This window comes from bacterium, from assembly GCA_016699595.1.
In the GTDB taxonomy this organism is placed as follows: Bacteria; Patescibacteriota; Dojkabacteria.
This window is the reverse complement of sequence record CP064982.1, coordinates 372,102-393,778: the sequence shown is the minus strand read 5'-3', so window position 1 is coordinate 393,778 and position 21,677 is coordinate 372,102. Positions and strand designations below refer to the sequence as shown.

Below are 21,677 nucleotides of genomic sequence, written 5' to 3'. Positions count from 1 at the left end.
GATGTTACGCCGATACCTTAGTTTATTTTATCAAACTTCGGCGGAATATGGGTGAGAAACTGCAAGGCTCGAAGCGCATATATTGTGTTGTCAGACCCGAACGGAGCGATAGCGGGGTGAGAGTGCAACGTGCCTTGCGTATTTTTGAAAAATTTATCCATAATATTATCTATTAAGTAAAAAAACGGGTGTTCCATTTATTGTTTGATCTTTTAGTATCTGTTCAATTTCAACTCTTTGAGTATCACCTCCAAAAGCAGCTACAAATTGGAATTTGTTTGGGCATCTACTTCCAACAGCTTCTATATATAAATCACCATTGTTTTCAGATAGGTACTTTCTTAATGTTGTAATCTTCTCGTCTCTTTTTTCATCGATTATTTTGTTTAAATGATCTTCATCTCCAAATGTACCGCATGAGAAGAAGACCGTAGGATTATTTGCCATAACAACCCTTTGGAACACATACTCAACGATATGAAATTTGAACAGACTAAAAACTAATATAAAATATATGGAGGCGATACCAATTAGAACGATAATTTTTTTGTGTTTTTTTAACATTTTTTAGATTATTAAATAAGATTATATAAATTTTTCAAAAATATGTCGGCTAACGTTTGCGGATATGAAAAGTTGCGTAGCAGTTTGGGTTGAGGCTCTGTAAGAGCTGAACCTCATATCCGCTGTTAGGCGAGGGCGAGCGACCTTAGGAGTGAGAGTAATACTCAACTATTTCGTGATTTTCTTATCCTTACTTGTTTTTCCTTGCGAGTAATCTCTTTTCATATTATATTCCATCTTTTCTTTGTACACTTTCGAAAACTCTTCTGGAGAATATTGATATCTATTTAAAATATCCGCCAAATACATGTAGCAATCTGTTATTTCCTCTAGCATTTCAATACGAATCTCTTTGTCATTCATTATTTTATCTACTCCTTTTTTCTTAACGATATCAATAACTTCTCCGATCTCAGCGACTAGCCAACCAACCCAGTAGATATTTGACTCTGGGGTTTTAGGAGTCCATTTTTCTTTATTCAGCTCAAAGAGTTCGTTTGAGAGTTCCATCATTTCTCTTATCGAAAGTGTGTTTCTTTGATTTGTCATATTAACGTGATTAAACAAGTAAAATAGTTGAGTATTATTTCATCTAACGTTCCAGTATATGCGATGTTGTGTTACATCTATATTTTATCAAATTATAAGTTGTAGCGCAATATGGGTGTGAGCCTGCAAGGCTCGAAGCGCATATATTGTGTTGTCAGACCCGAACGACCAGTGGGAGTGAGAGAGTACAATCTGGTGCGACCGATAGTGAGCAAGTTAAGAAAAGTCTTTTCTAATTTCATCAAAATCAGTTTTGATAAATTTGCCAAAAAAGTTTGTGATATTTCTCAAATCTCTATCCAAAACTTCATTTACATTTGGGTTAGTCTTTTTATCTAGTGCCTGAGGAAAGTCAATAATATAAGGTTCATTATTCCACCATAAAATGTTGTATTCAGATAAATCCGCATGCACTATGCCAAAATTCCAAAACACAATCATTGTATCAAGTACCTTTTTATAAGCACTTTCTGCTTCATCTTTTGTCAGAATTACATCGCACAATCTAGGAGCCACAAAATCTTGATTTCCTAATAACTCCATAAATATAGCATCTTCAATATGTAATATGGGTTTTGGAATTTTGGCTCCATGTTCATATAACTTTTCAAGCATAAAATATTCTCTTCTAATCCAATTTTGGTGTTTTAATTTTTTAGCAAATTTATTTCCTTTTGCCACAGCTTTCCTTTCAGATGGTTTCTTGTAATATTTTCCCATTAAGTATTGTCCCGTATTTTTAAAGGATCTCTCTTCTGGTTTTTTATAGACCTTCATTGCCACAAGTTTATCGTCTAAAAGAACTTTATAGACTGTTGCTTCTTTGCCAGATTTTACATTAGAAACCATCTCAATCTTGTGATTGAGGCGATTTACTTCTTCGATTATTTTTTGAACTTCATCATTTATTGTCATATTTGAAAATTGTGGTTATTAAAACAGCTTTATCTCAATTACACATAACGTTTAGGGATAAAAGAAGTTGGGCATAGCCCAATTTGGATGGAGAATCCTGCAAGGTTTTGTAGTCTTTTATCACATGTTATATTCCCTGAAGGGCTGAATTTTAGTGCAACGTTCTGTAGCGAAGCAAATAAAAAGTTCAGAGTTGACAGGCGAGCGTTCTTTTCCATCACTTCTTTTTCAATTTGTGAAACAAGATTGCAGATAAAAGTGCAACTAATCCTATTAAATCAATCGGAATTACCCAAAAAGACAAAACACATCCCATTTCGGGCAGACAATGACAATCTATGTATTGAGCCCAATGATTTTCAAAAAGCGTAAAGGAAATTGGGTACAAAGTATATCTATCTGGATGGCAAGCACAACATCTATAAGGCGAAATTTTGGCGACAACTACAATTACTGTAAGGATCAACAAAACTAAGATAACAGACATAAGTAAGGTATTTTTTTGTTTTGTCATTGTATTATTCATATTACTCTTTCTTTGAAGATCTTTCTAGCTAGCCTGTCAATTGATTATAACTCTCGGACATACGAAGTTCGACTAAATTCCCTATATCATCTATACAAATATTATACACTATTATTATTTGGTATAGTGTAAGAACTATTGAGCCACAAAAATATCAAAACAACTCAAATATAGACACATATTACAGATATTCGAAAACTAAAAGTGAAAAGTCCTTTTGATAATTTTTTATTTTATCTAGATATTTCCAATTCGGAGGGGAGAAGATTCGAACTTCCGGTTCTTTTGGAACGCAGTCTTTCCAGGACTGTGCACTAGACCAACTATGCGACCCCTCCATAAGAATTTGTCAAGAAATTATAAACTACGAGTTGCAAAAAGTCTATAAGAGTTTAGTTTCCTTGCTACCAAAGATTCAAACCAAAATATAAATGTACTTAGAGCTGAAGATAAATAAATTTTGTCAGCAGAAAAATTAGTTTTAATAAGTTGTTCAAAATCACCATCAGAAACAAAGCGAATAACTTTGAATGTAGTTGCATCTATCTGGATGCCTGAATTGTAACTGCAAAATCCTAAGCTTGAATCTACAAAAATATTATCTGTCTTCTTTATTTTTTGATTGTTGTTTGCAAAATTGTCAAAATTTATAGTTACCCCTATGATCTTCAAAAGTTCAGCAAAGAAAATGCAAAGAGTATAACTGATCAACTCAAGATTATTTTTTGAATGCTCGTTACATTTAGTCAAAATTTCAATTGCTATATCAAAAGTTCTGATATCTTGTAGATCAGGAAGAAATTGGATAGCTTCTAGAATCAGCCATGTAGCAGTTGATACAACTGAGGTTTTCAACTCATTGAAATTATTCAAAACTCTTATCTCTGTAAGAATTTGCATAGTCTTGCCTTGTATTAAATTTACTTCAACATAATTGCCAACTTCAATTTTCGTCAAATTACGAGATGTAATCTTCTTTATTGCTTTGGATTTTACATTTATCTTTTCACCGGTATCTAAAAGAACTTTTATCAGTAAATCATTATCTTTGAACTGCTGAGTATTTAGGATCAAGGCTCTATATCTCATAGATATACTTTTCGCAAAATAAAGAAGAAAGCCGAAAGCGGGATTCGAACCCGCGACCCTCGGTTTACGATACCGATGCTCTACCAACTGAGCTATTTCGGCTTAACAAAGTAATGTGAATTTTAACACATTGAATCTAAATATAAATGTCTTTTGAAATGGTAATGGTAAATGCTAAAATCCTGTATGTCAAAAAAGTCAAAATTAAAAAAGAAACTAAATATACAAACAGTAGGAGATATAAAGTATGCTAAATCAGTTTCGCGATTTTCAAAAGTTCGAGATAACAAGAAGTTCATTTCATTTGATAAGTACTTTTTCCCTCTAATATTGAGCTTTATGGCTATACTCGGATTATTTGCTTCTTTCATGCTGTTTGGTGAAGAAATCAAACTTCTGAAAGATGCTAATTACATTCCTCCATGCTCCGTAAATAGCGTGATCAATTGCTTACCAACTATGAAATCGTGGCAATCTGAAATATTTGGTTTCAACAATACAGTTTTAGGGTTTATTTACTATACTGGGATATTTGTTTTTGGATTTATACAGTTTTTCAATCGTGAGTTAAGCAAAAAACTATGGAACTTAGCTCTACTACCAGTTACTTTAGCTCTAATGTTTAGTTTATGGTTATTGTATAACTCAATTTTTGTAATTGGCTCAGTTTGTCCATATTGCTTGAGTTCATGTTTTGCAAGTACAACTATATTCTTTACAATTGTTGGTAAAAATATTACTTCAAAAGGCTGGCTTAGATGGAGGACGTGGATGCTTGTGCTAACTATGTTGATCTCAACTATAATTGGAATTTTGATTTACAAATTCTGAAAAGTTACATTCTGCCAAAGTATAACTTCTCAAAATTATCAGTTAGGATTAAGTATCCATAATTTCCTGAAAAATTAAATCCTGTGTTGATATATCTATCTGACTTCATTGGAGCATGTGTATCTCCGCAAATCAAAATTTCATTACTTTGCAAAGTCGGTATGACTGTTTCTATGATTCTTCTATTCCACTTGCCACCAATGAAGTTGTAAATTCGACTACCCAAAAATGTTTTTGAAACCAATTTGCTAACTTTGTAATACAAATATTCAAACAAAGCAGAATTTATCATAAAAGGATGCCTAAATTGTGAACCATGTATAATTTTGTAAACTTTGTTTCCAAGATTTAGCCTGTATTCATGGCTGATACTGGAAAATACTTTTTGTGCTTCAGTTAACCAAAGTGCTTTTTCTTGTTCATCAATTTCATAAAAATCATGATTGCCGAAAATATAAATAGCACTCTTATCTTTCAATATCTGTAGTAATTCATTCCATTGGCTTTTTATAAACTTATCAATATTTGCAATAGGTCTCATCCCTTCCCAAAAATCTCCATTAATAATTATTTTATCTACTGATAAAAACAATTGTTTATAGAATTTTAGTTCCTTTGTTGAAACTTTGTGATTTAGGTGAAAGTCAGAGATGATTAAGTATGTCATTTTTGTATAGAAATAAGAAATTTAAGGTTTTTTGAGTTAGAGTAGGTCTTTCAATTCAATGAAAGTATCATACCAAAGTGGCATTACATTATTATTGGCAAATCTACCAATTTTCGGCTTAGTTAGTTTGATCAACATAACAAAACTTTTCTCTGAGGAAGTATCATAACCAATATAGGTTGAATTTACTGCATTGTCTTCATAACCAGTCCCATCTTTTTTTGGTATTTGTGCTGTTCCAGATTTGCCAGCTAAGCTATACTTGGAAAGTATATCGTATTGAGCTCTGGTTGCAGTATTTTTCAAGTTATCAGCAAATACTTTGGTCAATGTAGCATTTGTCTTTTGTGAAGCTTCTGGACTTATGACAGTTTCAATAAGTTTATTTTCAATTACCTTCACACCTTCTTCGGATACAACTTCACTTACAATCTTCGGTTTCATTCTCAATCCATCATTTGCTATAGCAGCATATGCATCTACGATTTGTAATGCAGTGAGTGTATAAGATTGGCCGAATGACGATGTTGCAAGTTCAACTTCTGGCCACTTCCTATCAAAATTATAAAATTCTGTTTGTTCTTCTGCTAATCCTACATTCAAACTCTGGGCAAGACCAAACTTTCTGAGATAGTTTTTCAAGTTTTCTTCTCCAACTAACTTTGCTATACCATATGCACCAATATTATCTGAAGTCATCAATGTTGTTTTCACTGTCAAATTTTTGGCAGGCACTTTCAACGCATTACAAATCTTCCATTCGTTTATGTTTATACATCCAGGATGTGATTCGACAACTACAGTATCTTCATCTGCTACTCCTAAATCATAAGCTACGGCAGTTGTAAAAACTTTGCCAATTGAACCTGGTTCATAAGATTCTGATACTGCTAGATTATTCAGCTGTTTCAAGTCAGTTACTTCACTGTATTTAGCTGGGTCATAGGAAGGATACACAGCCATGCCTTTTATGTCTCCAGTTTTTGGCTCCATTATTATACCTATAGCATTTTCAGCTTGATACTTTTCCTTACCTTCTTTCAACTTCTTCTCCAAAATACTTTGAATTGTGGGGTCAATACTTAGTTTGATATCACTTCCGTTTTTATAATTTAATGTTTCACTTTCACCAGCAATGATTGGATTTCCATCAATGTCAATTTCTATTTTTTGATAACCAGATTGAGGTGATAGATCTCCGTTCCATGCTTGTTCTATCCCATGAGTTCCAACTAAAGATTGTTTGTCACTATAGCCTAAGTAACCTAGTATATTTGATGCTAAAGTGCCATTTGGGTATCCTCGCTTAAATGTCTCTTCGAAGTTGATTCCCTTTAGGTAGTAACCAGATTGGGAGTTGCCAGGTAGAAACTCCAAAGCATTTTTTGTGCTCAAGTCTATTTGGCTAGCAATTTTTATGTAATTTCCGTCACTATTTATTTTTTCTTCAATCTCTTGTGGAAATACATTCAATATTGCTGCAACTTTTTCTACAAACTCTTTCCTCGTTTGTTTTTGCACCTCAAAAGATTCATTATTCACTTTGACTTTCTGTATCTTTTCAGCAATTTCTAGTTCTGGTTTATAAACATATACATCCCATACATTTTCATTGTATACAAGGACTGTCCCATCATGTGCAATAATTTTTCCTCTTTCTCCTGAAGTTACATATTCTACAAATCTTTGTTCGGCTAACTTTGAAAAATAATTGTGATCAATTATTTGCCAACGAAAAAGAAAAGCTAAAATCAGGAATGTAAAAACAATGAAAAAAGTTTTTAGGAAAAGTAGTTTTAACTTCATTTCAATTCGTAAAATAAGCTAGTGTAGTCAGCATCAATTTTCAAAAAAGGTTTTATTTTGCCATTCGACATCATGTAGATAAATTCATAGCTACTTATATTCATTTCGTTTGGAATACTTGAGTTATCTGAAGCTGTAATGGAATCTCGAATTATATCTTTCAAAACAAAAGTAGAATTGTTTGATTCAAAGTTAGTTGTAGGTTGAAATTCATAAACATTTTTTGAAAAATATGGATAATACTCATTGTATAAATTACCATAACTATCAAATGTGTACAAACCCAGAACAGTAAATTCATCAAGAAACTTATATGAATCATACTTTTGATACAAAGTAATACTTAGTATATTCCAATTGTCTTTAGTGCCTAGTCCAATCTCCATCCCTATTCCTTTGCCAAAGCTAAAAGAGTAGTCAAAGTTTGTTTCAGAAAAACTGCTTGCGCATTCCGGATTTTCGATTTCAAATATTTCCTTATATCTTGCAAATGCCTTCTTTTCGATTTCTCTTATATAGATATCAATATCTTTAACCTTATTTACATTAGCAAGATTATCTTGCACTTTCAGATTTTTCATTGAAATAGTTTTAATTTTGGACTCATCTTGCATATTCAACTCATATTCATTTGTAATTCGAATAAATTGACCATTTGAAAACGCTTGCTTAGGTGTGTGATATTTGTCATTGAAATAATCATAAATATTTATGTCGCATTTCTTGCTAACTTCAATATTTTTCAAATCTAGAGGTATACTTATAGTGTCTTCTAACTTTGAACTAGAAAATTTATAGCTATCTGGAACTTTTTTTACTGATTTTTGATTGAAAAATGATTGGGTTGTTGATGTCACAACGTAAGTTTTTTGACCGTTGTTATTTGGATTTATAGTAATGTACAAGTACAAACCAAGTATCGTAGCAATCGCAACAAGAATGACTAAAAGTGCAATATAATATTTTGGTGATGAATAACTATTTTTCATAACGTTTGGTTGTTTCGAAACTTATATGCAACGATCTCCGCCTGCATATGAACTACATATACTCTGTCCACCATCTGTGGTGAAAATTTCACAAGGGTCTAGTTGGTTTGATACATTATCATCAGACCCTCTAACTTCCAAGTGTAAATGAGATCCAGTGGAAGTGCCTCGGTTGTTTGACAATCCAAGGATGTCTCCCTTTGCAACTGTATCACCGACTGAGACATACTCCTCGTTTATATGACCATAGTAAACATACTCTCCACTATTTAACCTTAGCTTGATAAGTCTGCCATAACCTCCGCAATATACATGACCATTCATAAATGTACAATAATTGGGATCATAAGCAGAACCTGAGTACACTATAGTACCATCAGCTACAGCATAAATCGGTTCAGTTGCAGCAGCTTGAGTAGAGAGATCTATCCCATGATGTCCAGCTGATCCTCCAAAACATGAAGCCATATTTGTGACAGAAGACGGATTCATAGGAAGTCCGGCAAGAATCACATTTGGGTGAGTAGGATCTGCAATAGGGTTGCCATATTTATCTACACATACACTGGATACTACACTTTGATCAGTTGCATTTTGGTCGTTTAATGTTCGTGTGGTCCCAGTTAAATTATTACATATACCACTTAAATTTTCTAAAGTATCAGCAAGCATCAGTTCATAAGTTAAAGATACGCTTTCATTCAGAAGTCCGGCTACAACTATATTATTTGTTAAGGCATCAATAGTTGCAAAATCCCAGCCACTGCCACTTATAGGATGTATCAAAACAGTGCTTGCTGGATCATCAATTAAATTTACTAGCATTGGGCCATCAGTTGGATTGATAGTTATAGTATATTTTATAGATGGCACAGACGGATCATAGCTTCCTACATTGACATTTTTTGTTACATATAGAGATGGGGGTAGTAATAATAATTGGCTAAGAGGAAGGGTAGTTGGAGTTATCAACTGAGGGATTATCACTACTCCAACAACAACTACAGGAGCAACTACAACTGCTCCCATAGCCATCTGCATGATATTTATGATAGTTTTGCTCCAATCTCCATCAAGGATCGCTTTGGCAAGCGAGAATATGCTGACTAAACTTGTCAATGCATGCATAGAAGCTTGTGCAGCCCGAGCTGCAGCAAAAAATGTTTTGTCTATAAAATTTCCCACTAAACCACCAAGCACATGACCTATGGAAGTAGTAACAGATACAATTAATGTGCTGAGAAGAAAACCTATTGGCCCTGTTGCTGAAACTATTGACAAGGCGATGCCAGCTCCTATATAACTAAAAATAGTGCCACCAATTGCTGCCCCAATTATGACTGCAGGCACCATAGGTACTCCCAATGCAGTTAGTATAGCCGTTCCAATTGCAGCTCCTATGAATCCACCTGTAAGGTTACCCATAGTCAGACTATTAAGGCTCCAAGTAAGAGGATTAATAGCATTTACAACTCCTTTGATAAATTTCCAAACACTTCCAGTTGCAAATCGCGCAAATCTTCCGAAATTTCCCATATTTGCAGTTGCCTCTGCTCCCCATGAAGATAGTCCGGCAGGAATTCTTGTGAAAAATGTCACAGGTCTACTTTCTACAAATATTTGTCCAGCTCTACTTTGTACAAATCGTCCCCAAATCGAAGATCCTTGTTGTCCAACCAAAGGTTGCAACCTTCTTAAATTTGGAAACTTCTCTGCCAATGTTCTGAAAAAAACAAAAGAACTCTTTGCTATGGCATATTGATATCCAAGTATAGTCCATGCACTTCCAAGAAATATGAGATTGACCCAAGGCATCCTGAGTATACCTTGAAAGGATCTAGTTTCTCTATACTCTACTCGTGCACCATTTAGGTTTATTCCTTGTGCTCTGGCTTCATCTAAAGTAAGTAACTGTCCATTCACATCGACCAAACCACCCATGTTTATACCATCTTGTAAATGTAACAATTTAACTTGTGTATAATCTCCACCAAAAAGGTAGGTTTTTAGATTCAATCCACTAGTTAGATATGGTTGGACAAACATATCATTAAACTTAATGTATTCCCAACCTAGTCCAATAGAATCCATAACAGGCAAGTGTACAAGTGCAGATCCAAATTTACCAAGCGCAGTTTCTGCGAGCATAGCACGAAATGCAGTAAGTCTTGGAACTACCAATGTTCTGACTCCATAATCAAGAGCGAATGCTCCAGCTCCAACAACAAGTCCTGTGACTAAGGGATTTCCCCAATTGAATATTTCAGCAAGCAATGTCGCAGATGACCATACATACATGCCACTTTTGGCTGAAGATAAAGCACTTTGCCACCGGTAAAATGAGTTTGCTTTGTTTTGTATCAATAGAGATGCTGGATCTTGAGTGAACCTAGAAAGCCTACCCATATACTTACCGAAAGAGCTTTCTGGACTTAATGCATTTGCTATGTTTGGCAATCCCCAGTTTATAATTATCGGGGCGGTACCGCCAATAATAGTTCCTACAATAGCAAATTGAGCATAAGGTAAATTTATAAATCCTAATCCTACTGCATCAAAACCCTTGTTTATCAAGTATGCCACTCCAGTACCGGCAGCAGCTCCAAGTCCAGCACCTAGAGGTACAAGTCCCCATTTACCACTCATATTGTCAAACAAATTCACGAATCCCTTTGATACAATCTTTCCATCAACAAATTCGAGTGACCTGTTTGCAAGAGACCGAATGCCTTCAGCATTTGTTACTAACTTCAAAGATTCACCTGAGGAAAATTCGTGCAGTATCCACTTACCAGTAGCTCTATCAATGCTTTCAATCTCACCAAGAGCATTCAATCTCATAGTCCCTGAATCAATTCCTTCTCTTATTGTATGAATTACACTTGTAGAATTGATGACTTTGCCTGATGAAGATAGTATTGAAAAATAATTATCAGGAAGAGACCTGTATATATTCAATAACTTATCTTTGCCAACAAACTGCATTTTCCCATCTATCATCTTCCATTCTGCACCATTGAACTCCATTACTGCCTTTTGAAACCTACTATATCCACCCAGTTTATACTGTGGAGAAAACATATATTCAGAAAACTTGGCAGATGCTGACAATGTACCTCCGATTGTTGCTCCAACTATAGTACCTGCATTGTTACCTAAAATAGGTGAAAGGATAGGATTTAGATAGCTTCCTAAATATCCACCAGCTACACTACCAACAGCACCTGCAGGTAGAGACTTTGCAATTCCACCAGCAGTTACGCGCAAAAGGTTCATGCTTGTTTTCAATCTATTTAGTGCAAATCTTGAAAGTTCAACTGATGAAGTTGAGGCTTCTCTGAAGTAAGATTTCAACCTCCTGTATTGCTTTACATTATCAAACCTATGGTCTACAAATTGACCAACTTCTTTCACCGTTTCGACTATGACTTCTTTTACAATATGAATAGCTATTCTAAAAATAATATCTACAGTAGATCTTCTTTTATTTGTTTTTGTATCAATTATTATCCCTTGTAGTTTTGTAACTTTTGTCTTGTTGTCAATGTCTCCGAGTTTCAGCCTTTTGTTTACTTGCACCCTTCCATTGTTGATAGTTCCTATAACGCTGTTTTGACTATAAGGTAAATTCGTCCCAGGATCGAAGATCCTAGTAAGTACTGCATCAAAAGATCTATGATATGCATTGCTGAGAGCATTCATAGGGACATTGACCCTCATAATGACATTTTCTCCTCCAATATTTACAGCTCTGTAGTCAACCAACCGTAGGCTTTGTAACAAAGGATCTGTAAATCTTTGATTTACAGACCATGATCTCTTCAATGGTCCATCAACAGTTTCTTTGTAGGCTTTCTTGAACTTCAAAGGCTTCCCAAATTCATCTTTGAGTAAATTTCCACTTCCATCCTTGATTTGCATTTTTGGCTTGATCCAAACGACACTCTTTGTAAGAAAAGGAATGTCTGCAAATCCTCCTTTGTATTTGGCTCTTTCATCTCTGGTTCCAAGGAAGTTACCAAGTACTTTGGAAAAATGATCGTTACTATTTTCTGATAGTACACCCAAGGTATATGCATATTTCGTTAGAATAGGTTCATTCCTGCCATTTCTCACTGAAAGCAATGTTGGCAACAACGGATTGACTTTTCCATCCTTGTACATCTTTGAGCCATAAGATCTCAGTTCGGATTGCCATTGTTGTGGTAAAATGATCCCAAGTTCCGTTATAGCATCATGAATCTCACTGATATTGCCTAAAATCGGGATAGAGTTTATTGCTGCCCAAAACTTAAGTTTCTTTTCAGCTTTTTTTTGTTCCTGTTTGTTTTTTTTGTAAATTAACCAAGCACCTCCACCTTTGAAAGTAGATACTAGGTAATTTGTTAAGTTATTTGCGGAAGTGTAGCTAGCAATGGTGGTTGCCATTTCCACATTACTGCTAACATCGAATTTCTCTGCATAATGCTTCCTTGCTTCTTCAGTATCCAATCTAATACCTGAAACTATAGAGCTATTGTACTCCGGGAATGCAAGTCTCATCATGTCAGGACTTGGAGCTTGATGGAAAGATCGTACCAATACTTCCGCATGTTTTTGAGGAACACTTTTTTTGGCTTTGATTGCAGTTGGAGATTCAGTGTCATCAGGATCAGGACTCATGCTCTGTGTATTTGAAGCATCATGTACTATATCTTCTATCTGTTGAGTAGCTCCTTGACCTTCTTTCAAAATTCTTTCAATCATAGTTGCTATCTGTCCATCACCAGTAAGTTTGATTTGTGTAACTGATGATGGAACTATCATTTCACTTTCCAAAATGCATCTGTACGAAACTTCCAATGCTTCTGCAATGTCACGAACCAAGTCATTTGCTTGCAGTTCGGGGTATGATTTTTTGAAAGAATTTTGTTGCATAAGCAACGCAACATTTTCCTTGGCAACTGCATGAGCCCTACTAGCGAGGTCTTGAGTCTTTAGGTATGTAGGTAAGAAACTTTCCTTTGTTTGTGCAACTATATCTTCAATATATTTGCCAGAATCATCCGGTCCAGTGATTTCTCTTTGTACTTTTGCCATATAGAGTCCTACATCTCTTGAACCTTGCGCGATCATTTCGCGAATCATTCTTTCTGCTATATCTTCATTTGGGTCTAACCCTTGTTCGCCTTTTCTAGTAAGTAACCATTTCAAATCGTTTCTACCTAGTTCTTCAAGTAAATTTGCTTTAGCTGACGGTGTAAGTCTAGCTCTTGCTTCAGTTGTAATGACATTTGCTGTCAATTCGTCTTCTATGTCTGCAAATACTTGCAAAGTAGCCAGTTCCTCTGCAGTTAATGATTTTGCATCCTTCTTTTTCAACTCATTAAGATCTGCAATTCTTTGCAAAGAGTAATATCCATCATCATCAATTATTTTCAAATCCTTCATTTTTGCAATTTCATTCTCCCTAATAGTTAAAACAGTTGCATAATTTTTGTCGAAGCTAGTTGGTGAAATCAATTGCGCTACTCTCTCTGCTTTGTCATGTCCATTTGAAAATTCCCAATCTCTGAATGTTTTGATTTGATCATCAACGACTTCCCTTCTTGTCAAATTGACCCATGGGGGTATATTTCCTAATTTATGTACATCCCTTATGCCGAGTCGTCCTTGAAGGTCATTGAATTGTCTATCTGCTTGCCTAGTTACTGTATAATACTTTGCCAAATTTTGAGCTGATTTCAAAATTTCACTATTTGCTCCAAAGTTTATTTCTTCTTCGATAAGCCAAGTAATTGCCAGTAATTCCATTGGAGGCAAACTTGCATAGTCTATGTTTCTCGCTACTAGAATTTCAATAGCTCTTTTGTTTTCTGCAACAATCTTTCTCTCTTCATTATAATGATTTTCAATATCTACTTTCGCATTCGCAACATCGCTATTTAATTTCTCTTTAGTTTTCTTTAGTTGTTGACTTAATTTTTGTCTTTCTTTGGGATCTGTGGTCGTTGAGATTAACTTAGCGTATCTTTCCTCAATTTCTTGTTGAAATCTTTCAGCATTTTCCTCTTCATTTTGGATAGCTTTTGCTTTCGCTTTTTCTAACTTTTGCAGTTTCTTTGCTCTTTGTTTGTCAAGTTCCTTAACTAAATCTCGTGCATAGCCATCTTTTTTGGGACCATCTCCTAGTATTAGGTTTATTTCCTTTGCTAAGGCAATTCTACTAGCCTCAGTTTGCTTCATCAAATCATCGATCTTTGCTTGTTGTTCAAACAATCCTTTTGAAACCGTTACATTGAGGATTTCTTGAGAACCAAGTATATTTATAGTTTTATCTAGTGATAATAGAAATTCGTTGAGTTCTTGTTGCGTCAGAGAATCAACCTTTGTATCAATTATATCTGGTGGGATAATTCCAGTTGATTGTGCTAGTAATGCCTTAATGCTTTCTTTGTACAATTTCAGCTCAGAATCTGGTGTATCTACGGGAAGCAAAAACATTTTTTTCTCGATTGATCTGATCCCTAATCGCAGATTCTCAACTTGTTTCACTATATTTTCTGCCAGAATTTCATTACTTGCTAATTCAAGTGCTGAAGCTGCCTGCACTGCTAATTCATTTAGGAAGTCCTTCATCTTGGTGAGGGAAGTATTTTCTCCAAAACTTTTGCCACGAAACTTAGTCAAGGTGCCTGCTCCTTGCTGATCAAGTAAATCATTAACCGTGGTAACAATTTCTCGAACTGCATTTGTGTATTCGCCTTCAGAGATTTTTCCCTTTTCGTACTCCAACTCAATATCTTTCAATTTATTATATTTTTCTAAAATGTCATTGCGAAATGATTTGAGTTCAGTTACTTGATTTTGTTGGGAAGTTTTTATTTTTCTTTTTGCAGCATAAGATCCCTGTGTATTTTGCAAGCTTTTTACTGCATTTGAAGTAGGGGCCGAATTTATAGCATCTATCAAGTTTTTGGACGAAGACGAAAGATCGCTTGTAATTTGAGCCACGCTTTGTATAACGGGGTCAAATTGTAGTTCTTCATAACCTAAGCCAAGCGACTTGCTTCTAATTTGAAATATCTCATTACTAATGGTTTGCCATGGATTTTGAGGTATTTTTCCTGTTAAATTTTCAGGATCCTCTATTTTTTTAGTTAAATAAGCTGTAGATGCTACTTCGTATTTCTGTAATTGCTCTTGCCATTTATCAATCTGGTCACTAAACTCATCATGAGTTCTCAAGCCCTCAAGAAATTTGCTTAGTTTTTCTATATTTCCCACAAGCTCAGCTTTTTTAGCTGTTCGTGCCTTTTCTTCTTCCTTAAGTTTCCACTTTATATCTTTGAGTGCGTAACCTATACTTTCGTTTGAAAATGTGGTTTTGCTCGTTGTTTGTGTGATTGTATCCATGAAATTCACTAGATTTTATCATTTTCAATTTGACATTTGAATACAAAAAATATAAAATTAGTAAGTCAAAATAGTGTATGGCTTCATCGTCTAACGGTTAGGACATCGGGTTTTCATCCCGGAAATCGGAGTTCGATTCTCCGTGGAGCTATTTATATTTACTTAGCCGTGGTAGCTCAGTGGTAGAGCGCCGCCCTGAAGAGGCGGGCGTCGTGGGTTCAAGTCCCACCTTCGGCATTCTTTATTATGTGGCAAATGAAATTCTTGCTGGAGGTGGTAGAAATGAACTAGGCGATATAACAGTTGACCCCAATCGAATTCCGACATCTTACGAACTATATGCATCAATAGAAGCTTATATAGGTAAGAACAAAGCAAGGTTTAGAATTATGGGTTTAGAGTTTTTGTATAAGAATAGTTCCAAGTATGGTCTAACGAAGAAATTTATTGAGAGACTTATTAAAAGTGAAAACATAACTTACAAAGGTATTGTTAAGGAAATATTCGTTGTAGATGGACAAGAACAAGCTATAAAAAATTTTTATATATTATTTCAGTATAAAGGCGATAAGACTAAAGGAATCAAACAAGTGAGAGTTTTCATTGGACGTGCACAGTTTATTGAATTTCTAACAGATCGATATTTTGACTATAGGTGTGAAAAATTAAATTTGCGAGGGTAGCTCAATTGGTTAGAGCACCAGTTTTCCAAACTGGGGGTTGCGGGTTCGATCCCCGTCCTTCGCTTCAAGTTTATCTGAATGTTGCAGATAAAATACACAATTCCTCAAACCTTTCTTGAATAATTACTCAAATTACTTACTATAAATCTGTGTATTAGACTTTAGTGTTTATATGTGCATGTGGCTTCACTTCTGTTCCGATTTTTACTATTCAAATTTTTCACAAAACATAGAAATTCATCAATTTGTTGATAAGTTCATCAAGTTATAACTAAATAAATTGTTCTTAGTATCTATTTTACAAAATCAAGGTTATACTATATCTCTATACTTTGAAATAAGTTAGTTCAACGCCGATTTTCTTGTTGATATATTCTTTGAATATACATACAATTTAGAATAATTATGTATGTATTTTGATTTAAAGTCGATAAGTAAATATTATAGAAACATGAATAATAAATTTAGAAACAAACAATTAATTTTTTTATTGGTTTTGTTATTAATACCAATTCTCACTATTGCTGTTATAGCTGCAGTTTTAAGCCTACGCAATAGATTAGATAATGAAAAAGTGAAGGCAGATCAACTAGTTTATAATTGCGAAGAAAATTCCTTGAATATAGATGTCTCAATGTGTCCTAATTATTCTAACTATGCTAATAATGAAAATGCAAATTCTGCAGTATTCTTTAATCGAATAATTCATCAGGCAAATGCTGCTAAGATAAATCCAGTGGATGAGATAATTATTAAGATTCCTGCAGCAAGGTTCTACTTTTTCAAAAATCAAAATAACCCGCAAGAAGATAATGCAATAACATTACTAGGTATTTATGATAATTTAGTCATAGAGGGAAGTAGTTATATAGAAAGACCTACTTTTATTGATAAAGATCAAAATGTCGATAAGGGCTATTTATTCTTGGCACAAGGAGGTAGAAACCTGAAATTGAAAAATATAATATTTGAAGGTAATAGTAAAAACAAATATACTAGAGCATTAATTGCAATTGTGAATACGGCTGGTAATATATATGTTGATAATATTCATTGTAGTGGAACATATAGAGATGTTGCAAATTATTACTTGAAATCAAACATTTGTTTGCAAATCAGAGAGCATCCAGATTATCCACCGTCAATAAGCGCTGATTATGTAGAAGTGACTAATTCTGTGTTTAAATCATATGATGTTGCTTTAGCAACATCTAATATAAAAAGAGTCAATTTGAGCAATAACACTTTTGATAATACAGATCCATGTCCGGAATGTGTGTTTCATCATCATCGGGGAAGCGTATCCCTATCTTCAAATTTCACCAATAGGGATGGGACTAGTGATAGATCAAGCATTTCAAATAATATCTTCATTTCCAATGGAAAGGTTGACGGTCAGACCGGGATATCTATTGTTGGTCAATCAAATAAGATTGACATAACAAAAAATATCTTGGAGAATATTCAAGATAGAGCAATTTTTGTATCTAGTCATGTTTTAAATGTAGATCCACCATGTCATGGAGGACCAAAAGACATTACAATTGTAGGAAATACAATAATTGGAACAGGAACTATAGCTGATGGTTCAACTATCGAGGGTATTTCAATAATAAACCAACCTGCAACGGATTGTAATGGAGACATTGAGAAAGCAACAATAAGGAATATATCTATAGCAGATAATACTATAAAAGGTGTTAAGGGGGGGGGTTGAATTATCATCAACTCCACATGCACCACTGTATGCTGTAGATGTCCATAACAACACGATAAAAGATAGTGGGATAGTTTATCCAAACTCGTGGTTTGGAAATAACAGTTTAACAGGAGGATGTATAACACTGTTTGGCTTAAAGGGTGAAAACAATAATGCTAGAGATATTAAAATATATGACAATAGTCTAAAGAGCTGTGGTTTAGGGATATATTTTGTAGCATCATTTTGGCCAATCTCTGATAATAATTCAGGTTTAGTAAATTATACAACACTGAATCAAAAAAACGAATATGTGAGCGTCTATAATAATATGATTGATAATTTTGGACCACTAGTCTATACACCAGAAGCTGCTCCGAATAAGGTAGATATATTGGTGCAAGCTCAGCCGGTAGCAGGGATTGGAAATCGGGATAGTATAGTAATGTATAATAATTTAATTAAGACCGATCCTAAAAGTACGACTTTTGATAATAGATGTAATACGCTATGTATAAGTAATAATGATTGCTTAGAGGCTGTACCGACTTTATACGGCAGTGGTACAAGCATAGTAAGTGGTTATCCAAATTCATATGTTTGTTCAGTAGGTAAATGTAGAAATAGAGATGATGTCAATGATGACAATTGTGATCTTAATGATCAAAATTCAAAAACAAATAAAGCTCCGATTATTAATGCAGGAGTAGATCAGGTCATTACATTACCATCAAGTGTAAACTTGTTAGGGACAGCGATAGATGATGGATTACCAAATGGTACACAAAGTTTGACTTCAACTTGGAGTAAAATATCAGGAAATGGGGTGGTAACATTTGCAGATGCTAATTCATTGACTACTAGAGCCACATTTAGTAGCCCAGGAGTATATACTTTGAAATTAAGTGTAAGTGATTCTATTTTAACGACAACTGAAAATGTGATTGTGTCAGTTATACAACCAATTCACCAAGTAGAAGCACCGATCTTTTCCAGTTTATCTACACAGTTTGAGCTTACGGATACATTAATTGTATATTTAAGCACACCGACAAGTGGAGCCTTAATTAGATATACAACTGATGAGTCTGATCCGACAACTACAAGAGGGATACTTTATTCCGAACCGATTAGTATTTCAACGACAACAACTTTGAAAGCAATCGCTTATAAAGAAGGAATGGATAATAGTAATGTTGTAACACAAACATATACAAAGTCAAATCAACAACCAACATCAAGCTTAGTAATATATGCAAAAGGTACAAGGGCATTGCAAGATATAACATCAACTTCAATATGTCAAAATGGATATCCAAATATGGTGGTTAAATACAACGATGATGAGATAGGCAGAAAGTGTTTAGATGAAAGATCTCCTAGTGGTGGATATATATACAGTATTGATGTACCAAATGCTGATCCATCAAAATTAACTATACATTTTACTAATGACTTTTATCTTGCAAATATAGAAGATAGAGACATGATAATAGAGAAGATAGTTTTAAATGGAACTGAGACGATGTTGCCATCTGAATTAGTTTATGCAAAAGGTAGCTGGACATCGACATATGGATGCGGATTGGATATGGAGAGACCTATGACATCATCAAATACGTTAGGTTGTAGTGGATATGTTAGATTAAGACAACAATAATTTGACCTTATGTAATAATTACGGATGTTGCAATTTTAGAGGGAATATCCGTTAAGTTTAATAGCATAAAAATGTTTTATGAATTATAATTATATAAATGAATGAAATTTTACAAAGTGTCTTGACTTTTCTTTATGCTTCAGTCAGTATCATTAGCTTGATAGGATACTTCCCAAGTATCAAAGATCTGATACAAGGAAAGCCTAGCGCAAATATACCTTCTTACATACTTTGGACATTCGCAACAGGGATTACATTGCTTTATAGTTACATTGTTTTGCCTGATAAGGCCTTTCAGATTGTATCGTTTGTGAATTTTTTAGCTTGTGCTGTGGTTCTTGTGTTGAGCATTCGAATCAGAAACTAATTTCACATTTTTTGATGAATATGAATTGAATATGGGTTCGTCTTTTTTATCATACTGATTACATTCTCAAAATCTGCATATTTCAGATGTCGCCTAAAATCTTTATATTTTTCAATATCCATATATATATCACCAAAAACAGAAATATCATAATAAAGATCATATAAGTTATCAAATTTGCTAATTGGAAAAGCAAGTTCGTTGGTGTATTGCAAATTTATAGCTTGCTCTATATATAGTTGATCAAGCAAGATATCATCTAGAGTTTTCATCAAAGTCTCTTCAGCTAGAGAAAGATCTTCATCTTCAATTGTGCAACTTAGCCATAATGTTCTATATTTATAGTCAAAAAGAGATGAATTTGCACTTTGCGAGTAACTTTTTAACCCATACTTTCTAAATTTGGCAAAAAATACATTTGAAATAACTTTTGCAACTATCCCAAATGCAATAGCCTCTTTGGTAAATGCAGTGATGTTCATTGGATATAGTAGATTCACATCAGTTAAACCTTTTTTGAAGGAAGGTACTTCCACACTTTTCCTCCTACTTAGATTTTTCAGGCTTTTCACTGAATCTAAAACCAAGTCTTTCGTATAGTCTCCTTGTGATACTTTTGGGATTTTGGATAGTTCTTTCAAATATTCTTTAGATATTTTGTCAAAATCTGCATCAGATCCAGTCACATAAAGTAGCACAACCATATTGGTAGTTCCAAGATAGCTTTTTGTGAAGTTTTTTACATCGTCATAAGATATAGCTAAAAGAGATTTTCTAGTTCCAAGTACCTCTAAGCATCTATTTGAATCTTTGCCAAAGATTTCTTTGTTTAGGTGTCTTGCAAGTATCCTGCTAACATTTACCTCAGATTCGCTTATTTCTCCATTTATTACAGCAATTTGTTCGGCAAAAAACTTCTCGTCAATATGATTGTCATCAAAAATATTTTTCACAAAGTATTTGAAAGTTTCCAAATGACCAAAAGTCGGATACTCAGAATTCCAAATCCCTGTCATATTCAAAGTACATAATTCGCTTAGGGAAGTATAGGCGTTTATATTTTGTGCATGTCCTGAAGCAAATTTCTCAAGATCCATAGAAAGACTTAGATGTTCGTAAAGATGGTGCAAACCCTCCTTGCCTATAGGATCTCTCAAGCTGCCAGTTTCGTATATAACCTTTGTAGTAGCTGTCTTTATATCTGAAGAGCTTGATAGCGTTGCAAAAAACTTTATCCCATTGTCTAATTTACGAAAGTACAAATCATGTTTTTCGCAATACTTGCTAATATTTGAAATGTCTTGATATGAGGATATTTGCTTGTAAAACTGGTACAAATCTTTCCAATTCTGTTGGTTTGTCTTTTTGATTGTTGTTTGGAGTTTCGATTTCATTTAAAATAGATATATGTTTTTTCTTACAAATAAATCATTTCCCTTTGAAAATGTTTGGAAATGATAGTATTCAGTTCGTTAATTTCTTCTTCCGTCATGTATCCAAGGCTAATGTGGGTTTCATCGTGCAAATTGATATATACTGGAAAACCAAATTCGTTTCCAAATATATTTCTTCTCTCCTGCCATGCAATGGGACCAGCTTTAAACTTTCTTTTTTTGAAATTAAATGTAGCTTTGTGAGAGTATTCTTGAATTGGATGAATATTCTTGACACTTTCTAGACTAATACTATAGTTTTTGAGGTGAATCACACCATCTTGCGTGATAGTTAAATCATTATTGTTTTTCAAAATTAAAATTACAAATATTGAGAAAATTATAAATAATATCAAGACTGGGACAATTCCTTGAGAAGATGACAAAGCGTATTTTGAGATCAAAGATATACTTACAACTATTGGTATAAATACGAAAAAGAATAATGTAGAGAATAACATTGCCTTATTTCTAGTTTTTTTGTAGATTATGTTCATGTTAGTA

General features: G+C 34.1%; 16 protein-coding genes and 5 tRNA genes. 8 read left to right on the top strand and 13 right to left on the bottom strand.

What is annotated here, in order from left to right:
• Positions 1–165: 165 nt before the first annotated feature.
• The 7 genes from IPJ91_01920 to IPJ91_01890 form a co-directional block, all read right to left on the bottom strand.
• Positions 166–564, bottom strand: coding sequence for a hypothetical protein (locus IPJ91_01920; protein QQR93198.1), 399 nt, complete (start codon positions 562–564; stop codon positions 166–168).
• Positions 565–732: 168 nt separating this feature from the next.
• Positions 733–1,113: a nucleotide pyrophosphohydrolase gene (locus tag IPJ91_01915; GenBank protein QQR93197.1), complete on the bottom strand. Its 381-nt coding sequence runs from the start codon at positions 1,111–1,113 to the stop codon at positions 733–735.
• 216 nt (positions 1,114–1,329) lie between these two features.
• Positions 1,330–2,028: a hypothetical protein gene (locus tag IPJ91_01910; GenBank protein ID QQR93196.1), complete on the bottom strand. Its 699-nt coding sequence runs from the start codon at positions 2,026–2,028 to the stop codon at positions 1,330–1,332.
• Between the two features lie 217 nt (positions 2,029–2,245).
• The gene (locus IPJ91_01905; protein QQR93195.1) at positions 2,246–2,542 is read right to left on the bottom strand and encodes a hypothetical protein; all 297 of its coding nucleotides are present in this window, start codon (positions 2,540–2,542) and stop codon (positions 2,246–2,248) included.
• Positions 2,543–2,807: 265 nt separating this feature from the next.
• Positions 2,808–2,892 (bottom strand) — tRNA-Ser (locus tag IPJ91_01900).
• 19 nt (positions 2,893–2,911) lie between these two features.
• Positions 2,912–3,643: a DNA repair protein RecO gene (gene recO, locus IPJ91_01895; protein ID QQR93194.1), complete on the bottom strand. Its 732-nt coding sequence runs from the start codon at positions 3,641–3,643 to the stop codon at positions 2,912–2,914.
• 29 nt (positions 3,644–3,672) lie between these two features.
• A tRNA-Thr gene (locus tag IPJ91_01890) sits at positions 3,673–3,745 on the bottom strand.
• An 84-nt stretch (positions 3,746–3,829) separates the two neighbouring features.
• On the opposite strand from IPJ91_01890, the gene IPJ91_01885 reads away from it, so the two are divergent.
• Positions 3,830–4,474 (top strand): hypothetical protein, encoded by a 645-nt coding sequence (locus IPJ91_01885; GenBank protein QQR93193.1) that lies wholly within the window; start codon positions 3,830–3,832, stop codon positions 4,472–4,474.
• A 4-nt stretch (positions 4,475–4,478) separates the two neighbouring features.
• On the opposite strand, the gene IPJ91_01880 is transcribed toward IPJ91_01885, so the two are convergent.
• The 4 genes from IPJ91_01880 to IPJ91_01865 are packed head-to-tail and all read right to left on the bottom strand — an operon-like array spanning position 4,479 to position 15,331.
• A complete protein-coding gene (locus IPJ91_01880; protein QQR93192.1) occupies positions 4,479–5,141 on the bottom strand; it encodes a metallophosphoesterase family protein in 663 nt (220 codons plus the stop codon).
• Between the two features lie 36 nt (positions 5,142–5,177).
• Positions 5,178–6,947 (bottom strand): penicillin-binding protein 2, encoded by a 1,770-nt coding sequence (locus IPJ91_01875; GenBank protein QQR93191.1) that lies wholly within the window; start codon positions 6,945–6,947, stop codon positions 5,178–5,180.
• Positions 6,944–7,936, bottom strand: coding sequence for a hypothetical protein (locus IPJ91_01870; GenBank protein ID QQR93190.1), 993 nt, complete (start codon positions 7,934–7,936; stop codon positions 6,944–6,946). The genes IPJ91_01875 and IPJ91_01870 overlap by 4 nt, the downstream gene beginning before the upstream one ends.
• A 21-nt stretch (positions 7,937–7,957) precedes the next feature.
• Positions 7,958–15,331 (bottom strand): peptidoglycan DD-metalloendopeptidase family protein, encoded by a 7,374-nt coding sequence (locus tag IPJ91_01865; protein ID QQR93882.1) that lies wholly within the window; start codon positions 15,329–15,331, stop codon positions 7,958–7,960.
• A 79-nt stretch (positions 15,332–15,410) separates the two neighbouring features.
• Here IPJ91_01865 and IPJ91_01860 point away from each other — a divergent pair.
• The 7 genes from IPJ91_01860 to IPJ91_01830 all read left to right on the top strand — a co-directional run bounded on the left by IPJ91_01860 (position 15,411) and on the right by IPJ91_01830 (position 19,740).
• A tRNA-Glu gene (locus IPJ91_01860) sits at positions 15,411–15,482 on the top strand.
• A gap of 14 nt (positions 15,483–15,496) precedes the next feature.
• Positions 15,497–15,568: transfer RNA gene (locus IPJ91_01855), tRNA-Phe, on the top strand.
• Positions 15,569–15,579: 11 nt separating this feature from the next.
• Positions 15,580–16,014 carry a hypothetical protein gene (locus tag IPJ91_01850; GenBank protein ID QQR93881.1) on the top strand — a complete coding sequence of 145 codons (435 nt, stop codon included), beginning with the start codon at positions 15,580–15,582 and terminating at the stop codon, positions 16,012–16,014.
• Positions 16,005–16,078: transfer RNA gene (locus IPJ91_01845), tRNA-Gly, on the top strand. Before IPJ91_01850 ends, IPJ91_01845 begins: the two co-directional genes overlap by 10 nt.
• Before the next feature lie 387 nt (positions 16,079–16,465).
• Positions 16,466–17,731 carry a hypothetical protein gene (locus IPJ91_01840; GenBank protein ID QQR93880.1) on the top strand — a complete coding sequence of 422 codons (1,266 nt, stop codon included), beginning with the start codon at positions 16,466–16,468 and terminating at the stop codon, positions 17,729–17,731.
• The gene (locus tag IPJ91_01835) at positions 17,712–19,373 is read left to right on the top strand and encodes a chitobiase/beta-hexosaminidase C-terminal domain-containing protein (protein ID QQR93879.1); all 1,662 of its coding nucleotides are present in this window, start codon (positions 17,712–17,714) and stop codon (positions 19,371–19,373) included. Before IPJ91_01840 ends, IPJ91_01835 begins: the two co-directional genes overlap by 20 nt.
• A gap of 97 nt (positions 19,374–19,470) precedes the next feature.
• Entirely contained in the window at positions 19,471–19,740 is a 270-nt protein-coding gene (locus tag IPJ91_01830; GenBank protein QQR93878.1) for a hypothetical protein, read from the top strand.
• A 2-nt stretch (positions 19,741–19,742) separates the two neighbouring features.
• Here the strand turns inward: IPJ91_01830 and IPJ91_01825 are convergent, their stop codons facing one another.
• Positions 19,743–21,134: an insulinase family protein gene (locus IPJ91_01825; protein QQR93877.1), complete on the bottom strand. Its 1,392-nt coding sequence runs from the start codon at positions 21,132–21,134 to the stop codon at positions 19,743–19,745.
• 23 nt (positions 21,135–21,157) lie between these two features.
• The gene (locus IPJ91_01820; protein ID QQR93876.1) at positions 21,158–21,670 is read right to left on the bottom strand and encodes a hypothetical protein; all 513 of its coding nucleotides are present in this window, start codon (positions 21,668–21,670) and stop codon (positions 21,158–21,160) included.
• Positions 21,671–21,677 lie beyond the last annotated feature (7 nt).